The organism is Bradyrhizobium sp. USDA 4369 (genome assembly GCF_054056435.1).
The window spans coordinates 4,005,574-4,023,956 of record NZ_JBSRYH010000001.1; the positions used below are offsets into that span (position 1 = coordinate 4,005,574).

Annotated in this window: 16 protein-coding genes, 1 tRNA gene and 3 pseudogenes; 11 read left to right on the plus strand and 9 right to left on the minus strand. The window is 64.8% G+C overall.

Annotated features, from left to right (window positions below; genetic code table 11):
• Positions 1-47 precede the first annotated feature (47 nt).
• The 5 genes from ACVIJ6_RS18080 to ACVIJ6_RS18100 form a co-directional block, all read right to left on the minus strand.
• Complete coding sequence (locus tag ACVIJ6_RS18080; protein WP_456773787.1) at positions 48-260, minus strand: helix-turn-helix transcriptional regulator; 213 nt, start codon at positions 258-260, stop codon at positions 48-50.
• 112 nt (positions 261-372) lie between these two features.
• Positions 373-831, minus strand: coding sequence for a hypothetical protein (locus tag ACVIJ6_RS18085; RefSeq protein ID WP_456773788.1), 459 nt, complete (start codon positions 829-831; stop codon positions 373-375).
• 278 nt (positions 832-1,109) lie between these two features.
• Positions 1,110-1,610: a hypothetical protein gene (locus ACVIJ6_RS18090; RefSeq protein ID WP_456773789.1), complete on the minus strand. Its 501-nt coding sequence runs from the start codon at positions 1,608-1,610 to the stop codon at positions 1,110-1,112.
• 10 nt (positions 1,611-1,620) lie between these two features.
• Complete coding sequence (locus ACVIJ6_RS18095; protein WP_456773790.1) at positions 1,621-1,860, minus strand: DUF4160 domain-containing protein; 240 nt, start codon at positions 1,858-1,860, stop codon at positions 1,621-1,623.
• A 418-nt stretch (positions 1,861-2,278) separates the two neighbouring features.
• Positions 2,279-3,244, minus strand: coding sequence for an IS110 family RNA-guided transposase (locus tag ACVIJ6_RS18100; protein ID WP_456772807.1), 966 nt, complete (start codon positions 3,242-3,244; stop codon positions 2,279-2,281).
• Positions 3,245-3,542: 298 nt separating this feature from the next.
• Here ACVIJ6_RS18100 and istA point away from each other — a divergent pair.
• From istA to ACVIJ6_RS18120, 4 genes and pseudogenes are all read left to right on the plus strand, one after another.
• Positions 3,543-5,076: pseudogene (gene istA, locus ACVIJ6_RS18105) on the plus strand (IS21 family transposase).
• Between the two features lie 11 nt (positions 5,077-5,087).
• Entirely contained in the window at positions 5,088-5,831 is a 744-nt protein-coding gene (gene istB, locus ACVIJ6_RS18110; RefSeq protein ID WP_012041725.1) for an IS21-like element helper ATPase IstB, read from the plus strand.
• Positions 5,832-6,350: 519 nt separating this feature from the next.
• Positions 6,351-6,581, plus strand: coding sequence for a hypothetical protein (locus tag ACVIJ6_RS18115; protein ID WP_456773791.1), 231 nt, complete (start codon positions 6,351-6,353; stop codon positions 6,579-6,581).
• Positions 6,582-7,014: 433 nt separating this feature from the next.
• Positions 7,015-7,167 carry a hypothetical protein gene (locus ACVIJ6_RS18120; RefSeq protein ID WP_456773792.1) on the plus strand — a complete coding sequence of 51 codons (153 nt, stop codon included), beginning with the start codon at positions 7,015-7,017 and terminating at the stop codon, positions 7,165-7,167.
• A 144-nt stretch (positions 7,168-7,311) separates the two neighbouring features.
• Here ACVIJ6_RS18120 and ACVIJ6_RS18125 read toward each other — a convergent pair.
• The 3 genes from ACVIJ6_RS18125 to ACVIJ6_RS18135 form a co-directional block, all read right to left on the minus strand.
• Positions 7,312-7,386: transfer RNA gene (locus ACVIJ6_RS18125), tRNA-Val, on the minus strand.
• 234 nt (positions 7,387-7,620) lie between these two features.
• Entirely contained in the window at positions 7,621-8,895 is a 1,275-nt protein-coding gene (locus tag ACVIJ6_RS18130; RefSeq protein ID WP_456773793.1) for a hypothetical protein, read from the minus strand.
• A gap of 132 nt (positions 8,896-9,027) precedes the next feature.
• Positions 9,028-9,693 (minus strand): DUF1134 domain-containing protein, encoded by a 666-nt coding sequence (locus tag ACVIJ6_RS18135; RefSeq protein ID WP_041750983.1) that lies wholly within the window; start codon positions 9,691-9,693, stop codon positions 9,028-9,030.
• Between the two features lie 118 nt (positions 9,694-9,811).
• Between ACVIJ6_RS18135 and ACVIJ6_RS18140 the strand changes: the two genes are divergently transcribed.
• Positions 9,812-10,324, plus strand: coding sequence for a YHS domain-containing (seleno)protein (locus ACVIJ6_RS18140; RefSeq protein ID WP_456777019.1), 513 nt, complete (start codon positions 9,812-9,814; stop codon positions 10,322-10,324).
• Positions 10,325-10,342: 18 nt separating this feature from the next.
• Here the strand turns inward: ACVIJ6_RS18140 and cysQ are convergent, their stop codons facing one another.
• Positions 10,343-11,179 (minus strand): 3'(2'),5'-bisphosphate nucleotidase CysQ, encoded by an 837-nt coding sequence (cysQ, locus tag ACVIJ6_RS18145; protein ID WP_456773794.1) that lies wholly within the window; start codon positions 11,177-11,179, stop codon positions 10,343-10,345.
• A gap of 244 nt (positions 11,180-11,423) precedes the next feature.
• On the opposite strand from cysQ, the gene chpT reads away from it, so the two are divergent.
• From chpT to ACVIJ6_RS18175, 6 genes and pseudogenes are all read left to right on the plus strand, one after another.
• Complete coding sequence (gene chpT / locus ACVIJ6_RS18150) at positions 11,424-12,086, plus strand: histidine phosphotransferase ChpT (RefSeq protein WP_456773795.1); 663 nt, start codon at positions 11,424-11,426, stop codon at positions 12,084-12,086.
• A gap of 280 nt (positions 12,087-12,366) precedes the next feature.
• Positions 12,367-15,162 carry a hybrid sensor histidine kinase/response regulator gene (locus tag ACVIJ6_RS18155; protein WP_456773796.1) on the plus strand — a complete coding sequence of 932 codons (2,796 nt, stop codon included), beginning with the start codon at positions 12,367-12,369 and terminating at the stop codon, positions 15,160-15,162.
• A 25-nt stretch (positions 15,163-15,187) separates the two neighbouring features.
• Positions 15,188-15,661, plus strand: a complete 474-nt coding sequence (locus ACVIJ6_RS18160) for a chemotaxis protein CheW (RefSeq protein WP_012046405.1) — start codon at positions 15,188-15,190, stop codon at positions 15,659-15,661.
• Positions 15,662-15,730: 69 nt separating this feature from the next.
• Positions 15,731-16,096 carry a response regulator gene (locus tag ACVIJ6_RS18165; protein ID WP_456773797.1) on the plus strand — a complete coding sequence of 122 codons (366 nt, stop codon included), beginning with the start codon at positions 15,731-15,733 and terminating at the stop codon, positions 16,094-16,096.
• 73 nt (positions 16,097-16,169) lie between these two features.
• Positions 16,170-17,361 (plus strand): annotated as a pseudogene (locus ACVIJ6_RS18170) (protein-glutamate methylesterase/protein-glutamine glutaminase).
• Positions 17,358-18,228: pseudogene (locus ACVIJ6_RS18175) on the plus strand (CheR family methyltransferase). Before ACVIJ6_RS18170 ends, ACVIJ6_RS18175 begins: the two co-directional pseudogenes overlap by 4 nt.
• The last annotated feature ends 155 nt before the right edge of the window (positions 18,229-18,383 follow it).

An 18,383-nucleotide genomic window follows, 5' to 3' on the forward strand; every position in this document is an offset into this window, starting at 1 on the left:
ATCGGTCGGTGGCGGTGGTGGCTGGTCTGGCTAAGCCGAGATCGCTTTCACGCCGAGCGCTCGGGCGCGCGATCGTTAGAACCGGCCGCCGCCAGGCTCGTAAGCCACGCCTCGATCTCCGCCGCATCGAAGTAGCGCGCGCGGCCGATATAAATCGGCGCAGGCATCCCCTGGGTTCGCTGCTTGACGTGCCGCTCGAAAGTCGCCTTCGGCATGTCCAGCCGTTCCCGCACGGTTTCGGATTTGATCAGTTGTCTCATTCTACACCTCTTGAGACTGGATGGTGGCTCAAGAGGTATCGAGAATTACCACTCGATTGCGAGGTAAAAGGAAGCCGACGGACCTTACCCCAAATCGACGGATGGTCCGTCGCTATCCGTTGCGCTGAAACTTCTGCCAAGCCTTTCGTACTGTCTCGCTGTTGAGGTACGGCAACGATTCCGCGACAGCTTCGATAGCGGCGCCGACCTTCTTTCCGTTTTCGATTTGGCGGGCAACCGCTGCGCCAATGGACACGTTCCGCCAGTCCCGTTGAAGCGCTCCGACCGGGTCGGCTTTCCCGTCGCCTCGCCAGACTGCACCAAGCTCTTCGGGCCGAAATGTCAGGGGATTCGCCACGTCAACTCCGGCCCGCATGGCTTGTTCGGCGACAACCGCAAGGCCTGCCGCGAAGCGATCAACCTCTGACTGGATTGCATTCGGCACGGCGCGCGAGTGTTGGCGTGCTAGGCTGTAAGCTCGCCATGCCGCAACGACGTTTCCCGTCTCTTCGAAAAAGGTCGTCAAATCGGCAATCTCATTGCCAACAAGATCGATGTGGATCTTCGTCATTCGGCAAGGCTCCTAAGCGCGGGCGCGGCGTTCAGTCGGCGTGCAGCCGCAAGAACAGAGCGTCTGGTTCGATTCAGTGCGAGGCTTGCGCGCTTAGCAATGTTGGAGAATTTGCATAATCGTAAAGATCATGGCAAGGCCCGGCAAAGTGTCGCAACCGTTTTCGACGACCGCGATCCGCGTAAGACAGCCTTAGAGGGCGATGATTGGAGCCGTGGGCGACACGGTCTTGAGCCCGCCGTCCACGCAAGTGACGGCGGGCTTTTGGTGTGAAGCCTTCAGATCGTTGCCGTCTTCCTCGGCCGGCCTGCCTTTCTCGGCCGAAAGTATGCCTGCAACAAAAGGGGGTCGCGCTCGATGGCACGAAGTAGAATGCCAATCGGCCGGGGAACATTCGACCCCGCCTTGTAGTCATTCCAAGTGCTCAACCCAACCCCGACGAGATCGGCCGCTTCTGCGTTCGATAGTTCGAGCCGGCCTTGCCAGTCTGACAAGTCAGAGGCTTCGAAGGGTTTTTGCGCCTCCGCGATCTTCTTTAGGTGGACCGCGTCGATAGCGAGATCGCCTTCTCCGTCGTCCCACGCAACAGACGCACCAAAGTCGCCGATAGAAGCCTTTGCGAAGGTTGCTGGGTCGTTCAAAGCGGAGAGGATGCTGCCGCCTGTTGCGATCCATCCGGCCAGCTCCACGCGTTCCGCAGCGCTTTCTCCGCGCCAAACGATGCGCAGATCAGTCGGTCCCGCCACTTCAACTTTGTCGATCCTGATGTCGGTGTCCATGTTCTGTCTCTCACGCTATTGGAAATCTCTGATTGACCCGATTCCACTCAGCCTTGATCGTCGCAATATTCTCCGATGCCCATCGTAGGGCGGCTTGGCCATTGCTGCCGAGCGTCCCCCTCAGAATGTTCAGAGTCTCGATTTCAACAAGCGCCTGATCGTCCGGCGAGACAATGTGGAAGTGCGGGGGCAGATGATCGTTGGCGTAAACCCGAAGGATTGCGTTGCCGATCTGGTAGAGCTTGCCCATGTCTGTCCCCGTTACCGATGCTGAAAACATAATCCAGATTTCGGATGATGTAAATAATTGTAATCCGGATTTCGTACGACATTAATGCTGGACGGCATTCCGCACCGTCGCACCGGGCTGGACTCGTTGTTCTTCTTTTGTTCTAATGTATTCGTTCAAGGGAAGAATGACATGCCAGACCTTGCGTCTATTCGGGCGGAGATCGAGCGCGCGCGCAAAAACGTCAGCCGAATGCGCCGAGACCTTCTTGCGCTTCAGAGCAACTGTGCTGTTGAGGTAGGCCGGCGATCGGCCGGCCTCAAGGCTGGCGCGAGACGCGCCTCCGCCTTCGGCGGCTGAAGGCCTTGACCCCGTCCGCTCGCCGTCCTGTTGGCTTGGCATGCGCTCGGTCGCGGACCGAGCGCGGCGTGGCGCTCGATCAGCTCACCGCAACGCGTGGCGGCTTGGGATTCCACTTCTCCCCGCGGGCGATCATCGTGTTGAGGATGATGATCAACTTGCGCATGCAGGCGATGAGCGCAACTTTCGGCTCCTTGCCCTTGGCGGTGAGGCGCTCATAGTAGGCCTTGAGCACCGGATTATGCTGGGTTGCTGCGCCGAGGCAGGGAAGAAACAGGCCGTTTCTCACCCAGCGCCGGCCACCCTTGATGTGGCGCTCGCCTCGGCGCTTGCCACTGTCATCGTCGTAAGGAGCGACCCCGATCAGGGCGGCGGCGATCTCGTCGCTCACCTTGCCGAGCTCCGGCGCTCCTGCAATGAGGATCGCGGAGGTCGTTCCGGCAAGCCCTGGAACACTTTCGATGATCTCGGCGCGCTCGGCAAACTCCGGTGTGGCCTTGACCTTGGCCGAGATCGCAGCCTCAAGCTTTGCAATCTGTGCCGCGAGCGTCTTCAACACCTGGGAATGGGCCTTCTGCGCCAATCCCGGCACGACATGTTCGTGCTGGTTCTGTAGACGGGTTTTCAGATCCATCAGGTTCTTGCGTGCTTTCACCAGTCCCGCCAGTTCCTCGCGGGCAGCGTCGTAGGTCTGGCTCGGTGCGTCGTTGAACGTCTCGGCGAACCAGGCGATCATCTCCGCATCGATCGTGTCGTTCTTCGCCAGTCGACCGGCCGATAGGGCAAAGTTGCGAACCCGCTTGGGATCGACGATCCGCACCTCCACGCCTGCCTGGCGCAACACCTTGGCCCATTCGCGCTCATAGCCGCCAGTGGCCTCCATGACGGCCTTGTTCACCTTGTGCTTGCGAAGCAAGGCCAACAGCTGGCGGTGCCCTTGCGGAGTGCTCGGGAACGTCTGCCGTAGTCCGAGACCGCGAATGCAGCCGTCCACCTTGTCCTTGGCCACATCGATGCCGGCGACACCGTTTGCGATCTGTGTCATCATCCACTCCCTTCCTTGCCTTGTATGGGCTCGAGGCCCTTGCAACTGTTCGGGTTGAGGAAGATCACCGGAGTGCGGATTCCGATCGATGTCGCCCAGGATTCCGAGATGATCTCGCCCACCATTCCGATTTGAAGTCGCCCACCCGTTCCGAGATGATGTCGCCCACGATTCCGGGATGATGTCGCCCGGGTATCGCAAGAGCGAACCCGGGGTGACGAGACCTCTTCTGGCTCCCATAGGGTCAACCTTTCGGCTTTGCGAAGGGGGACCCTGGATGCCGACGGAGAGGCTTGCGATGCGCCGTGTGCGCGATGTGATCAGGATGAAGGCGGCTGGGCTGCCGAGCCGCGAGATTGCTCGGCGGATGGGCGCGGCGCCCTCGACAGTGCGGCTGACCATCCGGCGGTTCGAGGCCGCAGGCCTGAGCTGGCCGTTGCCCGACGAACTCACGGACGCGGCCCTGGAGGCCCGCCTGTTCGCCAAGACCGGCAACGGTAACCGGCAGGGTCATCGCCGCATCGCCGAGCCCGATTGGGCGGCGGTGCACCGCGAGCTCAAGCGCAAGCACGTGACGCTGTCGATCCTGTGGGAGGAGTACATCGGCGCCGAGCCCGGCGGATACCGGTACTCGCGCTTCTGCGAGCTTTACCGCGCCTGGGAGGGACGCCTGTCGGTGACGATGCGCCAGGCGCACGCGGCCGGTGACAAGCTGTTCGTCGACTACGCGGGCGACGGCGTGCCGGTGGTGGTCGACCGCCTCACCGGCGAGCGGAGGACGGCGCAGATCTTCGTCGCCGTGCTCGGCGCCTCGAGCTTCACCTACGCGCAGGCGACGTGGACGCAGGGGCTCGCCGACTGGATCAGCGCCCATGTTGGCGCCTTCGCGGCGATCGGCGGCGTCCCGGCGCTCCTGGTGCCTGACAACACCAAAGTCGCAGTCATCAAGGCGAGCCTCTACGACCCGCAGATCAATCGCACCTATGCGGAGATGGCCGCGCATTACGGCACGGCCGTCTTGCCGGCGCGACCTCGCAAGCCGCGCGACAAGGCCAAGGTCGAGCAGGCCGTCCTCATCATCGAGCGCTGGCTGCTCGGTCGCCTGCGCCACCGCGTCTTCTACAGCCTCGCCGAGGTCAACGCAGCGATCGGCGAGTTGCTCACCAGGCTCAACGAGGAGCGGCCGATCCGGCGGCTCGGCGTGACGCGCCGCCGGCTGCTCGAGGAGATCGACCGGCCGGCGCTCAAGCCGTTGCCGGCGAGCCCCTACGTGCTCGCCGAGTGGCGGATCCGCCGCGTCAGCCTCGACTACCACGTCGAGGTGGAGAAGCATTATTACAGCGTTCCGCATCGCTTCGCGCGTGCCGAGGTCGAGGTGCGGTTCACCGCCCGCACCGTCGAGATCTTCCACAAGGGCGAGCGGATTGCCGCGCATCAGCGCATGAGTGGCAATCACAAGCACACCACCGTGCCGGAGCACATGGCCTCCAGCCATCGGCGCTACGCCGGCTGGACTATCGGGCGTATCCGTCAGGACGCCGCCGCGATCGGGCCGGCAACCAGCGCATTGTGCGACCTCATTCTCGACGAGCGCTCGCACCCCGAACAAGGCTTCCGCGCCTGCCTCGGCATCCTCAGGCTCGCCGCCTCCTATGGGCGCGAACGGCTGGACGCGGCGGCTGCGCGGGCGATCGACATCGGGCGCGCGCACCTATGGCTCGGTCAAGTCGATCCTCGCCAACAATCTCGATCGGCGTCCCGCTCACCAGCGCTCCGCGGACGATGCGCCGATCCTGCATGCCAACATCCGCGGACCGCGCTACTACAATTAGGAGACCGTCCCTTGCTCACCCATCCGACCCTCGACCGCCTCAACGCCCTCGGCCTCCACGGCATGGCCAAGGCCTTCGCCGACATCGAAGCCGCCGGTGAGGCTGGCAGCCTCGGTCACGCCGAATGGCTTGCTCTGCTGCTCGAACGTGAAGCCTCGCTGCGGCACGACAAACGGCTCGCCACTCGCCTGCGCTACGCCAAGCTGCGCCAGCAGGCATGCGTCGAGGACATCGACTACCGCACCCCGCGCGGTCTCGACCGCCCGCTGTTCGCCAAGCTTGTCGAGGGCCGTTGGATCGACGACCACGTCAATCTCCTGATCTGCGGCCCGGCAGGCGTCGGCAAGAGTTGGCTCGCCTCGGCGCTCGGCCACAAGGCCTGTCGCGACAATCGCTCCGTGCTCTATCAACGCGTCCCGCGCCTGTTCGACGATCTGGCGCTCGCCCGCGGCGACGGTCGTCACCCACGCCTGTTGCGCGGCCTTGGCCGTGTCGATCTGCTGATCCTCGATGATTGGGGGCTCGAGCCGCTCGATGCCGGCGCCCGTCACGACCTCCTGGAAATCCTCGAAGATCGCTACGGTCATCGCTCCACCATCGTCACCAGCCAGCTCCCCGTGGACCAGTGGCATCTGCTCATTGGAGATCCCACCTATGCCGACGCCGTGCTCGATCGCCTCGTCCACAATGCCCATCGGCTCGACCTCACCGGTGAGAGCCTGCGCCGAACTCGGCAATCCGCCCGAAAGACCTGAGCGCCGTGGACATGCCGCTGCGCTTGGACAACGCAATCGCGTTGTCCACATGCCCACAGCAACCGCAGAAGAAGAAAAAAGGTTGAAGTCGCGATTCCAGATTGACCGCGCGGCTTGACCGATGCCAGAGAACCAGCCGGCCAGAACGCCTCGCCGCTGGGCGAGATCAAATCGGAAAGGTGGGCGACATCGTCTCGGAATCCACGGGCGACTTCATATCGGTACGCCTGGGCGACTTCGTCGGAATCCGCACCGGAGCTGTCCCTCGCTCTGAAACAGGCTCTGCCGCGTTTGGGGCGTTACGGGCTCAGATCCTGCGACGGGCGGTTTTGCGAGAACCGCCCGTTCGCACATTCTGACAGACTTTCTGAACACAAGAGGCGGTCGGCCAACCAAAGCCGCCGAGCACGACTTGCAGGTGATGCTCGATCGGGTTGACTCCCTAATAGGGGAGCGCAACCGCCTGAAGGCCTTGGAGCTGCGGGAGCCAGCACCAAGGCGTGTGCTTGGAGGGCGCTCATGGTGAATCCGGCGATTCGATATTTTGATGACGAACGCGAAAACGCGACACCGTTCTTAAAGGCTTTGGGTGAGGCGCGTCGGATCGCGACGCATGAAGGCTGGTGCTATCATCATGTGCAAGCGATCATCGTTTCAATCGACCAATATGCGGAGGCAGCCACTGGCAATCGCCAGTACTTCTGGAACAAGCCTCATTCGATCGGCAGCCGCCGAGGTGACGTTCCGTGAGGTCACCCTACGAGCGTCGAAGGCTTTGGCTGCTGGCCTTCTGCTGAGTGGCTGGGGCCTATGGCGTCTTGGTTGTTGGTTGCTGGGGTGATCTTGTGCGATCTGGTCTCGCATCTCACTGCCGCTCTGTTCGGTGCGGGCGCGGCCTTCACGAAGTTGCTCGGGCCATGACCGGAGCGCGCCTGACCGAATGTCTGGCCTCGCTGCGGTGGACGCAGCGGGGCCTCGCTGCGGTCCTCGAATGCGATGATCGTCTCATTCGCCGGTGGGCGTCCGATCAGGCGGACATCCCCGCCAGCGTCGCTGCTTGGCTTGAGACTTTGGCGAAGGCGCACGATGCGCTCCCGCCCCCGACCGGATGGAAGAGGCGTCCGGCCACTTAAAGACCCCCCGGGGAGACCTGTGCGGGTGGATGCCGCAGTGCGGAGGCGCGATGACTGACTACACGCAATACGTGGCTGCGGCGCTGGCTCTGGCCGTCTGGTACGCGTTCGAATATTGGCCGGTGGTCCTATTCTTCGGCCTGCTTGGCGTGATCGGTATGGTCGCCGCCGCCTTTAACAGTAGGCGGCGACGGAACACGTAGGTGAGAACGCAGCCGGAACACCATGCACGTCCCATGCACGTATATGCACGGATGTTCTTACTTTGAGCTCCCCTCAGAGGCACAAAAACGCCTTCTGGTATCCCAGCCTCAGTCCAAATTTATGAATGATTTCAGGGACTTGGATGGTGGGCGCACAAGGGATCGAACCTTGGACCTCTCCCGTGTGAAGGGAACGCTCTCCCGCTGAGCTATGCGCCCGGATCCTGGGGGCTGCTGGCCGTGAGGCTTGGAGGCAGCCGCCGAAGCAGTCCGTCGGAGCCCGCGATTTACGAAGCGCGGGCGGTAGGTGTCAAGGATTTGCGGCGTTCCGGGCGAGGAAAACTGCTGCGGATGGCCGCAAAGCCTCGATCGCGGTCGAAATCGGTGCATTCTCTGGTTCGTCTCCTGCCTGCCGAGGGACGACAGGCAGGTCCGGCCGCGACCGGTCTCGCTTTAAGCCCCGATCTGCCGGGCGCGCGAGGCGTGGGACTGCAGCGCGCGGATGCGGTCGGCCAGCGTGCCGCCTTGCGCGCCAGCCGCGGCGGGGGCCGGAGCGCCATTGGCGTTGGCGGGCTTGGCGGAGACCGGTTCGGCGGCCAGCATGGCCTCGATGGTCGAGTTGGGGCCTTCGATCTGCATCGCGAGCTTGGCCACCTCGGCGGCGATGTCGTTGATGCGCTCACGCAGCAGCGCATTCTCCATGCGCTCCTGGGCCCAGGTGCTTTCGGCCTGCTGCTGGATCGCATTCATCTCGCGTTGCAGCTTGGTGCGCTCGTCGCGCGCCGCCTGCAGCTGCTCTTCCAGCGCCGCCTTCTCCGATTTGAGCCGCTCCAGCGCGGCCGGCTTGCCGCTGCCGAACCCGGCGATCTCGTCGCGCAGCTCCTTGAGCGCGCGGTCGGCGGCGGCATTGGTCTCGCGCAGCTGGTTGTTCTCGAACTCCCGCTCGGCGAGCAGCTTGCCCTGGGTCGCCAGCCGGCCTTCGAGGTCGGCGACGCGGGTGGCCAGCATCTCGGCTTCCTTGACCTGGACGATCAGCTGTCGATCGAGCTCGGTGACGCGCTGGCTGAGATTCTCGACCCGCGCGCGGGCGTCGTTGAGCGCCTTGGTCGCGGTGTCCGATTCGTCGCGCTCCAGCGCCAAGCGGGCCTGGGTCGCGGCGAATTCCTTCTCCGCCTCGGCAACGCGGGTCCGCAACTCCTCGACCTGGGCGCGCACCGACACCAGCTCGACCTGGCGGCTGTCGGCCAGCAGCGACTTGTCGTTCAGCTCGGTGGTGAGCCGGACCAGCTCGGCCTGCTTGTCCTTCAGCGCCTGCTCGGCGGCGCGCAGCGCCTCGGTCTTGGCGGCGAATTCTTCCTCCGTGGCGCGCAGCTGGTCCTTCAGCGCCTTCTCGCGCGCCTCCAGCGCGAAGATTGCGGCGTTCTTCTCGCCGAGCTCGATCTTCATGCGGTTGATGGCGTCGGTCTTCTTGCCGAGATCGGCGAGCTGGCTGGTGGCCTTGTTCTTGAGCGCATCGACGCTCAGCTCGAGCCGCCGCGCGGACATCGCAAATTCGGCGCGCAGCTGGTCCTTGTCGGCCTGGATCTCGGCCATCGACAGCGGCGTGGCCGCCTCCAACCGGCGTGTCGTCAGCCGCACCGCACGATTGTGCACCAGCGGCACGACCATCAGGGCGCACAGCATGGCGATCAGAAAACCGATCGCGAAATACATGATCGGCTCGACCATGACGCACAACTCCCGGTCAGAATGATTAACAGAATCACAATGCCACGGCGGGCCGGCTCAAAGCCAGCCCATTGCCGTGTTAACCTTGATCCGTCACGGGAGAACGTGGCGCCGCGGTATCAGCTGGCGGTCTCAGAACGGGTTCCAGGTCGCTGTCGGCGTGAATTTGAGGTAGCCGACATTGGCGCCGAGGCGCAGGCCGATGCCCGAGCGAATCGGCACCAGCACGATGTTGTTGGCGGTCAGCGCCGTCATGCCGAAGCCGCCGACGATATAGGCGGAGCCGTCGATGCCAACGAAGCGCTGATAGATCGCGCTCGTGGCGGGCAGGTTGTAGACCAGGGTCATGGTGCGCGCGCCGTCGCCGCCCCAATCGAAGCCGAGCGACGGGCCCTGCCAGTACACCCGCAGATCACCGGCGTTCTTGGTGTAGAGCGTACCTTCGCCATAGCGCAGGCCGGCGACGAAGGCGCCGGCGCCCTCCTCGCCGAGAACGTAACCGTTCGGCAGGCCCCATTGGCTGACCGCGCGCTCGATCACCGAGGCGAGGCCGCGCGACACGTTGCCGAAGAAGCGGTGGCCGGCATTGACGAGCTCGTCCGGATTGAAGCTGTCGGGGCTCGGAGCAGGGCGCGGTGGCGGCGCCGGCTGCTGGTAGGGCGGGGCTGGCTGCTGATAGGGCGGCGCAGCCTGGTAGGGCGGCGCCGCGGGCGGGGGCGCCTGCTGCGCGGCGACCGACGCGGTCATGGCCAGGACGGCCGCGAGCGTCGTGGCGGCGAGGCGTGATGCGAAACTCATCGATGGAAATCCCCTGCTAACGGCTGTCCGACCATCGCCTTAACCTGACGCCAACCACATCGGGCGATTGTCGGGAAAGGGCCTCAGCCCTTGGACTCCCATGTTATCGGCACCAACTATGACGGCACAACGGCAACAATGGAACTGGAGCTGGTCAAAGCCGCTGTTTCGCCGTGCCATCGCCGTGATCGCGCTCGCGCCGCTGCTGTTGGCACCGCTCGCGGCGCCCGCGGCCACGACCCAGCGAATCATCGCCAACCGCTTCAGCGGGCTGGCGATCGACGGCTTTGACCCGGTCTCCTATTTCGTCGACGGCCAGGCCCTGATCGGGCTGCCCGATTTCGAGGCGGCGCAGGGCGGCGTGGTCTGGCGGTTCCGCAACGAGGGCAACCGCGCCTCGTTCCTGGCTCATCCCGAGGTCTACGGTCCGCAATTCGGCGGCTATGACCCGACCGATGTCGCCCGCGGCGTCACCGTGGCCGGCAATCCACGCTTCTTTGCCGTCATCGAGGACCGGCTGTTCCTGTTCAACCGCGAGGACAGCCGGGATGCCTTCGTGGCCGATCCGGCGCGTTATCTGCCGCGCGCGGAGGCGCGCTGGCCGGCGCTCGAGCAGGATCTGCCGCAATGACACGGCAAGGTCGCATCCTCAGGGCGTGGGCACGGCCGCAGGATCGCCCCAGGCAATGAAAGCGGGCACGATGAAATCGTCCTTGCGCTCGCCGAAGCGCAGCGGCGCGCCGGTGTCGCTGGTCACCGTGCCGCCGGCGGCCGTCACCACGGCATGTCCCGCCGCCACGTCCCATTCCGAGGTCGGGCCGAGCCGCGGATAGATGTCGGCCATGCCTTCGGCCAGCCGGCCGAATTTCACGGCGGAGCCGAGCGGCAGCCGCACCGCGCCGGGGCGCGCGGCGATGAAGGCCTCGGTGCGGGCATCGCCATGCGACCGGCTGACCGCCGCCACCCAGGCCTCGCCGGCCGCCGGGAGCGGGCGGGTGCGAATCGGCACGGCGGCGCCCAGTCCGGTGTCGTCATAAGACAGCCGCTCGGCGCCGCGTCCCACCAGCCCGCGCCAGATCAGGCCCAGCGCCGGGGCGCAGACGATGCCGAGCAGCGGACGGCCATTGTTCACCAGCGCCAGATTGACCGTGAACTCGCCGCGGCCGGCCACGAACTCCTTGGTGCCGTCCAGCGGATCGATCAGGAAGAAGCTGCCCTTGAACGGCGGCGCGCTCGCCCCGACCCGCTCTTCCGACAAAGCGGGGATGTCGGGCGCAAGCCGCGCCAGCCCGTCGGCGATGACGCGATCGGCCGCGAGATCGGCCTCGGTGACCGGCGAACCATCGGATTTGTCGGTCACCGCCATCGCGCGGCGGTTGATGGCCATGATCGCATGCGCGGCCTGCACCACGAGCTCGGTCAAGGGCGCCATCAGGGCGGCGGCCGCCGCGACGTCGACGGTTCCTGGCGTCGGACCCGCCGTCATCGCGGTGCGCTCCCCCTGTCCGGGCCATAAGCAGCTTGCATGGTCGAATTCCTCGTCTGGGACCGCCCATGGGGCGCATCCGGATACTGCCGTCTGACGTTCTATTGAGCGGTGACTGCCTGGAAAACCGCTACGTACTTTCCCGTGGCATGCTCTAAGCTCGGTGGCGGTTGATGCTCTCGCAGTGTATCAAGCCAACAGGCAAGCATGATTCGTCAAAGTTCGCGGATTTCAGGAACACCGAATGTCCGGCACCTCGTCTTCAGAGATCGCAGATCCGATTCCCGCTCCCGACACCCTCGAACTTGCCGCGCTGCTCTGCTCGAAGGTCTGCCACGATCTGATTAGTCCGGTCGGCGCGATCGTCAATGGGCTCGAGGTGCTGGACGACAATCCGAAGCCCGAGGATCGCGACTTTGCGCTCGAGCTGATCCGCAAGAGCGCCAAGACCGCCTCGGCCCGCCTGCAGTTCTGCCGGCTCGCCTTCGGGGCCGCCGGCTCGGCCGGCGCGCAGATCGATCTCGGCGATGCGCAGACCATGGCGCGCGGCCATATCGAGGACGCCAAGACCTCGATCACCTGGAACCTGCCGCGGCTGCTGCTGCCCAAGAACAGGGTCAAGCTGCTGCTCAACATGATGGTAGTGGCGCAGCAGACCATTCCACGCGGCGGCGTCCTCACGGTCGATCCGATCGGCGAGGGCGAGACGATGAGCTTCCGCGTCGCCGCGACCGGGCTCAATGCCCGGCTGCCGCAGAACATCGTCAACCTGCTCGCCGGTACGCAGCAGTCGACCATCGATGCCCACGCCGTGCAGCCTTATTACACGCGCCTGCTGGCCGATGCCTGCGGCCTCAAGGTGACGCTCGCGGCCGATGGCGAAGCGATGGTCGTGCAGGCCGCCTGATCGACGGGCTTATGGTCAGACGCGCGCTGCGGCGCGCCGGGAGTCTGCGATCATCGCCCGTCCTGGCTGCGATCGCTGCGGTGCGGTCCGGCGCCAGAACCGTTCTTCATGGTTAATGAACTCTTGCCGATGTATCCGGACTTGTCCGGATACGCCTTATCTCTTTGTTGAGTCCGTTCATTTGCGCTTACTCAACTAATATTAAACGCTTTGCACCGAAACTGGCCACGGTTTGAAGGTCGCGTCATGTCGCGTACCGTTGCGTGCGAAGGCCAGTTTCATGGATGACCTGTTGCGTGAGTTTCTGACGGAGACCAGCGAGAGCCTGGATACCGTCGACAATCAGTTGGTGCGGTTCGAGCAGGAGCCGAACAACGCCAAGATCCTCGATAACATCTTCCGCCTGGTGCACACGATCAAGGGGACTTGCGGCTTCCTCGGCCTGCCGCGGCTCGAAGCGCTGGCGCACGCCGCCGAAACCCTGATGGGCAAATTCCGTGACGGCATGCCGGTGACCGGCGAGGCCGTGACGCTGATCCTCACCACCATCGACCGCATCAAGGATCTGCTGGCGCAGCTCGAGGCCAATGAGTCCGAGCCGGAAGGCGAAGACCGCGATCTGATCAGCGAGCTCGAAGCGATGGTCGAGCGCGGCATGGCCGCGATGGCCGCCGGCGAGGCTGCGCCGCCGCTGGTGCCGGCCGCGCCCGCAGCGCCGCCGGCTGCGCCCGCGGTGACGCAGGGCTCCTTGATCGACCAGACCCTGGAGCGTCCGCTGCGTCCGGGCGAGGTGTCGCTCGACGAGCTGGAGCGCGCCTTCCGCGAGACCGCGATCGAGATGCCGCCCGCGCATGAGAAGGCGCCCGAGCCCAAAGCGGCCGCGCCTGCGCCGAAGGCCGAGCCGGCCAAGGTCGAAAACAAGGTCGAGGCAAAGGCCGAGGCCAAAGCCGAAGCACCGAAAAAGGCAGCGCGCGCCAAGGCCAATGCCGATGGCGAGGTGCATGAGAACGACAAGGTCGCCAACCAGTCGATCCGCGTCAATGTCGACACGCTCGAACATCTGATGACGATGGTCTCCGAGCTGGTGCTGACGCGCAACCAGTTGCTCGAGATCGCCCGCCGCAACGAGGACACCGAGTTCAAGGTACCGCTGCAGCGGCTGTCCAATGTCACCGCCGAGCTGCAGGAGGGCGTCATGAAGACGCGCATGCAGCCGATCGGCAATGCCTGGCAGAAGCTGCCGCGCATCGTCCGCGACCTCGCAACCGAACTCGGCAAGCAGATCGAGCTCGAGATGCACGGTGCCGACACCGAGCTCGACCGCCAGGTGCTCGACCTGATCAAGGACCCGCTCACCCATATGGTGCGCAACTCCGCCGATCACGGCCTGGAAACGATGGCGGAGCGCGCCGCAAGCGGCAAGGCCGAGCAGGGCACGATCCGTCTCTCCGCCTATCATGAAGGCGGCCACATCATCATCTGCATCGCCGACAATGGCCGCGGCCTCAACACCGAGCGCATCAAGACCAAGGCTGTCGCGAACGGTCTCGTCACCGAGGCCGAACTCGAGAAGATGACGGAAGCGCAGATCCACAAATTCATCTTCGAGCCGGGCTTCTCGACGGCCGCCGCGGTCACCTCGGTGTCCGGCCGCGGCGTCGGCATGGATGTGGTGCGCACCAATATCGACCAGATCGGCGGCACCATCGATATCAAGTCGGTGGCCGGCGAGGGCACCTCCGTCACCATCAAGATCCCGCTGACGCTCGCCATCGTCTCGGCGCTGATCGTGGAAGCCGGCGGCGACCGCTTCGCGATCCCGCAATTGTCGGTGGTCGAGCTGGTGCGCGCCCGCGCCAATTCCGAGCATCGCATCGAGCGCATCAAGGACACCGCCGTCCTGCGCCTGCGCAACAAGCTCTTGCCGCTGATGCATCTGAAGAAGCTCCTGAAGATCGACGACGGCTCGTCGTCCGATCCGGAGAACGGCTTCATCGTGGTGACGCAGGTCGGCAACCAGACCTTCGGCATCGTGGTGGACTGCGTGTTCCACACCGAGGAAATCGTGGTCAAGCCGATGTCGACCAAGCTGCGGCACATCGACATGTTCTCGGGCAACACCATCCTCGGTGACGGCGCGGTCATCATGATCATCGATCCGAACGGCATCGCCAAGGCGCTCGGCGCCGCCGGCTCGGCCTCGCAGGCGGTCGCCGACGAGCATGCCGCGCATCACGCCATCGGCGGCGAGCAGCTGACCTCGCTCTTGGTGTTCCGCGCCGGCACGGCGCATCCCAAGGCGGTGCCGCTGGCGCTCGTCACGCGCCTGGAGGAGATCGCGGCCGACAAGATCGAGATCTCCAACGGCCGCTACATGGTGCAGTACCGCGATCAGCTGATGCCGCTGGTGCAGATGGAAGGCGTCTCGGTGCAGACCTCGGGCTCGCAGCCGATCCTGGTGTTTGCCGACGAGACCCGCGCGATGGGCCTCGTCGTCGACGAGATCATCGATATCGTGGAAGAGCGGCTCCACATCCAGGTGTCCGGCGCCAAGGACGGTATCCTCGGCTCGGCGGTGATCAAGGGCCAGGCGACCGAAGTCATCGACGTCGGCCACTTCCTGCCGATGGCGTTCGCCGACTGGTTCATCCGCAAGGAGATGGCCACCGAGGCGCAAACGCAATCGGTCTTGCTGGTCGATGACTCGCCGTTCTTCCGCAACATGCTGGCGCCGGTCCTGAAGTCGGCCGGCTACAAGGTGCGCACGGCGGCTTCCGCGATCGAAGGCCTCGCGACGCTGCGCTCGGGGCATACGTTCGACATCGTCGTCACCGACATCGAGATGCCGGAGATGAACGGCTTCGAGTTCGCCGAGGCGATCCGCGCAGACCAGAACCTGCACCAGCTGCCGGTCATTGCGGTGTCGTCACTGGTGTCGCCGGCAGCGATCGAGCGCGGCCGCCAGGCCGGGCTCTACGACTACATCGCCAAGTTCGATCGGCCCGGTCTGATCGCGGCGCTGAAGGAACAGATCGAGGAACGGGCTCGCGCCGACGCGGCCAAGCGTGCGGCGTGACAGCAAGGCTCAGGAGTAGCGTGCGATGAGCAGCAGCAAGATTGAAACAACCGACGGCGCAGTCGCCGAATACGTCACCGCCGTGATCGGCGGTCAGCTGTTCGGCCTGCCGATCTCGCGGGTGCAGGACGTGTTCATGCCGGAGCGGCTGACGCGGGTGCCGCTGTCCTCTGTCGAGATCGCCGGCGTGCTGAACCTGCGCGGCCGCATCGTCACCGTGATCGACATGCGGGCGCGGCTCGGCCTCGCCAGGGCCGACGACGGCAAGCCGCCGATGGCGGTCGGCGTCGACCTGCGCGGCGAGTCCTATGGCCTGCTGATCGATCAGATCGGCGAGGTGCTGCGGCTGCCCGAGGAAAGCCGGGAGGAAAATCCCGTCAACCTCGATCCGCGCATGGCGAAGCTCGCCGGCGGCGTGCACCGCCTCGATGGCCAGCTGATGGTCATCCTCGATGTCGATCGCGTACTCGAACTCGCTGCCGACAAGATGGCGGCCTAGCGGCTGCCGCGTAAGCCCGCCTACGCGAGACCGCGTAGGTGGATTGGACCCTGACTTCGAGAGGCTGATATGAGAACGTGTCTGGTAGTTGACGATTCGAGCGTCATTCGAAAAGTGGCGCGGCGCATTCTTGAGGGTCTGGATTTCCAGATCGTCGAAGCGGAAGACGGTGAGCAGGCGCTGGAAATCTGCAAGCGCGCCCTGCCGGACGCCGTCCTGCTCGACTGGAACATGCCCGTGATGGACGGTTATGAGTTCCTCGGCAACCTGCGCCGCATGCCTGGCGGCGACGCGCCCAAGGTCGTGTTCTGTACGACCGAGAACGATGTCGCGCACATCGCGCGGGCGCTGCATGCGGGTGCCAATGAGTACATCATGAAGCCGTTCGACAAGGACATCGTCACGGCGAAATTCCAGGAAGTCGGGCTGATCTGAGCTCCGTCGGTTCGGATAGCCCGTGCTTGCCCGGGCTTGCCGACATCCTGTGCCTCTGTCCTGTTGGTGAACTATGAGCGTCGCGTTGGCCAGTTCTTCGATCCCAAGTTCGACCAGGCAGGAACCTCTTCGGGTGATGGTCGTGGACGATTCCGTCGTCATCCGCGGCATGATCTCGCGTTGGATCGCGTCTGAGCCCGACATGGTCGTGGCGGCGTCGCTCCGCACCGGCCTCGAGGCCGTGAACCAGATCGATCGGGTCAATCCCGATGTCGCCGTGCTCGACATCGAGATGCCTGAGCTGGATGGCATCGCCGCTCTGCCGAGGCTGCTTGCGAAGAAGAAGAACCTGGCTGTCATCATGGCGTCGACGCTCACCCGTCGCAACGCCGAGATCAGCTTCAAGGCGCTGTCGCTCGGCGCCGCCGACTATATTCCGAAACCCGAGAGCACGCGCGAGGCGTCGGCGGCCGACAATTTCCACCACGACCTGATTCAGAAGATCCGCACCCTCGGCGCCAAGGCGCGTCGGTCTGCGCCTGGGTCGCACGCGCCGGCTGCGGCACCGGCAGCGCCTCACATTCAGCCCCAGGCGCTCCGCCCGCTCGTTGCTCCCGTTCCGGCGCCGGCCGCGCCGGCGGCCCCGGTCCAGCTCACGCGCCGGTCCTTCAGCACGCAGATGCCGAAAGTGTTGCTGATCGGTTCGTCGACCGGAGGCCCGCAGGCCCTGATGTCCGTCGTCACCGAGCTCGGCGCGGTCATCGATCGCTTCCCGGTGCTGATCACGCAGCACATGCCGCCGACCTTCACCACCATTCTCGCCGAACATCTGGCGCGTTCGAGCCGCCCGGCCGGCCCACGAGGCGATCGATGGCGAAGTCATCAAGCCGGGCCAGATCTATCTCGCTCCGGGCGGACGCCACATGCGCGTCGCCCGTCATGGCGCTGATGCCGTCATCGCGCTCGACAACGGCCCGCCGGTGAATTTCTGCAAACCCGCGGTCGATCCTCTGTTCACCTCCGCCGTGGACGTCTGGCAAGGCGGCACGCTGGCGGTGATCCTGACCGGTATGGGTTCCGACGGCATGCGCGGCGGCAAGGATATCGTCGCGGCCGGTGGCAGCGTCATTGCGCAGGACGAGGCCAGCAGTGTCGTCTGGGGCATGCCGGGTGCGGCTGCCAATGCCGGCATTTGCGCTGCCATCCTTCCCTTGAACCAGATCGCGCCGAAGCTGGTGCGTCTGTTTGCAGGAGACCGCTCGTGACCCCCCTGGATTATGAGTTCTTGCGTAAGCTCCTGAAGGATCGGTCCGGTCTCGACCTCTCGGCGGACAAGCAGTACCTGGTGAGAAAGCCGGCTGCTGCCGCTGGCGCGCCGGGCCAATCTGGCGGGCATCCCCGAACTGGTCCAGAAGCTGAGAAGCGGCGGTGATCAGCTCACGACCCAGGTGGTCGAGGCCATGACCACCAACGAGACCTTTTTCTTCCGCGACAAGATCCCGTTCGATCATCTGCGCGACTATGTGCTGCCGGCGCTGATCCAGGCGCGCGCAAGCCGCCGCAGCTTGCGGATCTGGTCCGCGGCCTGCTCGACCGGTCAGGAGCCGTATTCGATCGCGATGGGCCTGCGTGAGTACGGCGCAGCGCTGGCCGGCTGGCGCATCGAGATCGTCGCCACCGATCTGTCGCAGGAGGTGCTGGAGAAATCGAAGGCGGGCCTGTACAGCCAGTTCGAAGTGCAGCGCGGCCTGCCGATCCAGCTGCTGGTGAAGTACTTCACGCAGCTGGGCGAGCTCTGGCAGCTGAGCGCCGATATCCGCGGCATGGTTCAGCATCGCCAGCTCAATCTGCTGCAGGACTTTTCACATCTCGGCAAGTTCGACGTGATCTTCTGCCGCAACGTGCTGATCTACTTCGATCAGGAGACCAAGTCCGCGATCTTCGAGCGGATGTCCAAGATGCTGGAGGCCGATGGCACGCTGTTCCTCGGCGCCGCCGAGTCGGTTGTCGGCATCACTGATGCATTCCGGCCCAACCAGGAACGGCGCGGTCTGTATCAGATCAATCCGGTCCGCAGCCCGCGCGGCGGAGCAGCGCTCCTGCCGGGCCTCAAGGTCGTGGCGGCGCGCTGAGCCCGCCCGTTCCTTAAGCGACGCTCTCGGACGCCGCACGGGCCATCCTGCGTCGTTTTGGCGCTTAGACTCCCAAATCGCCGAATTTTTCCGGACGCGCTGGAACCTTTGAGGTCCCGGCGCGTCTACTCACGCCCAGGTGCGGGCCTGTGCGT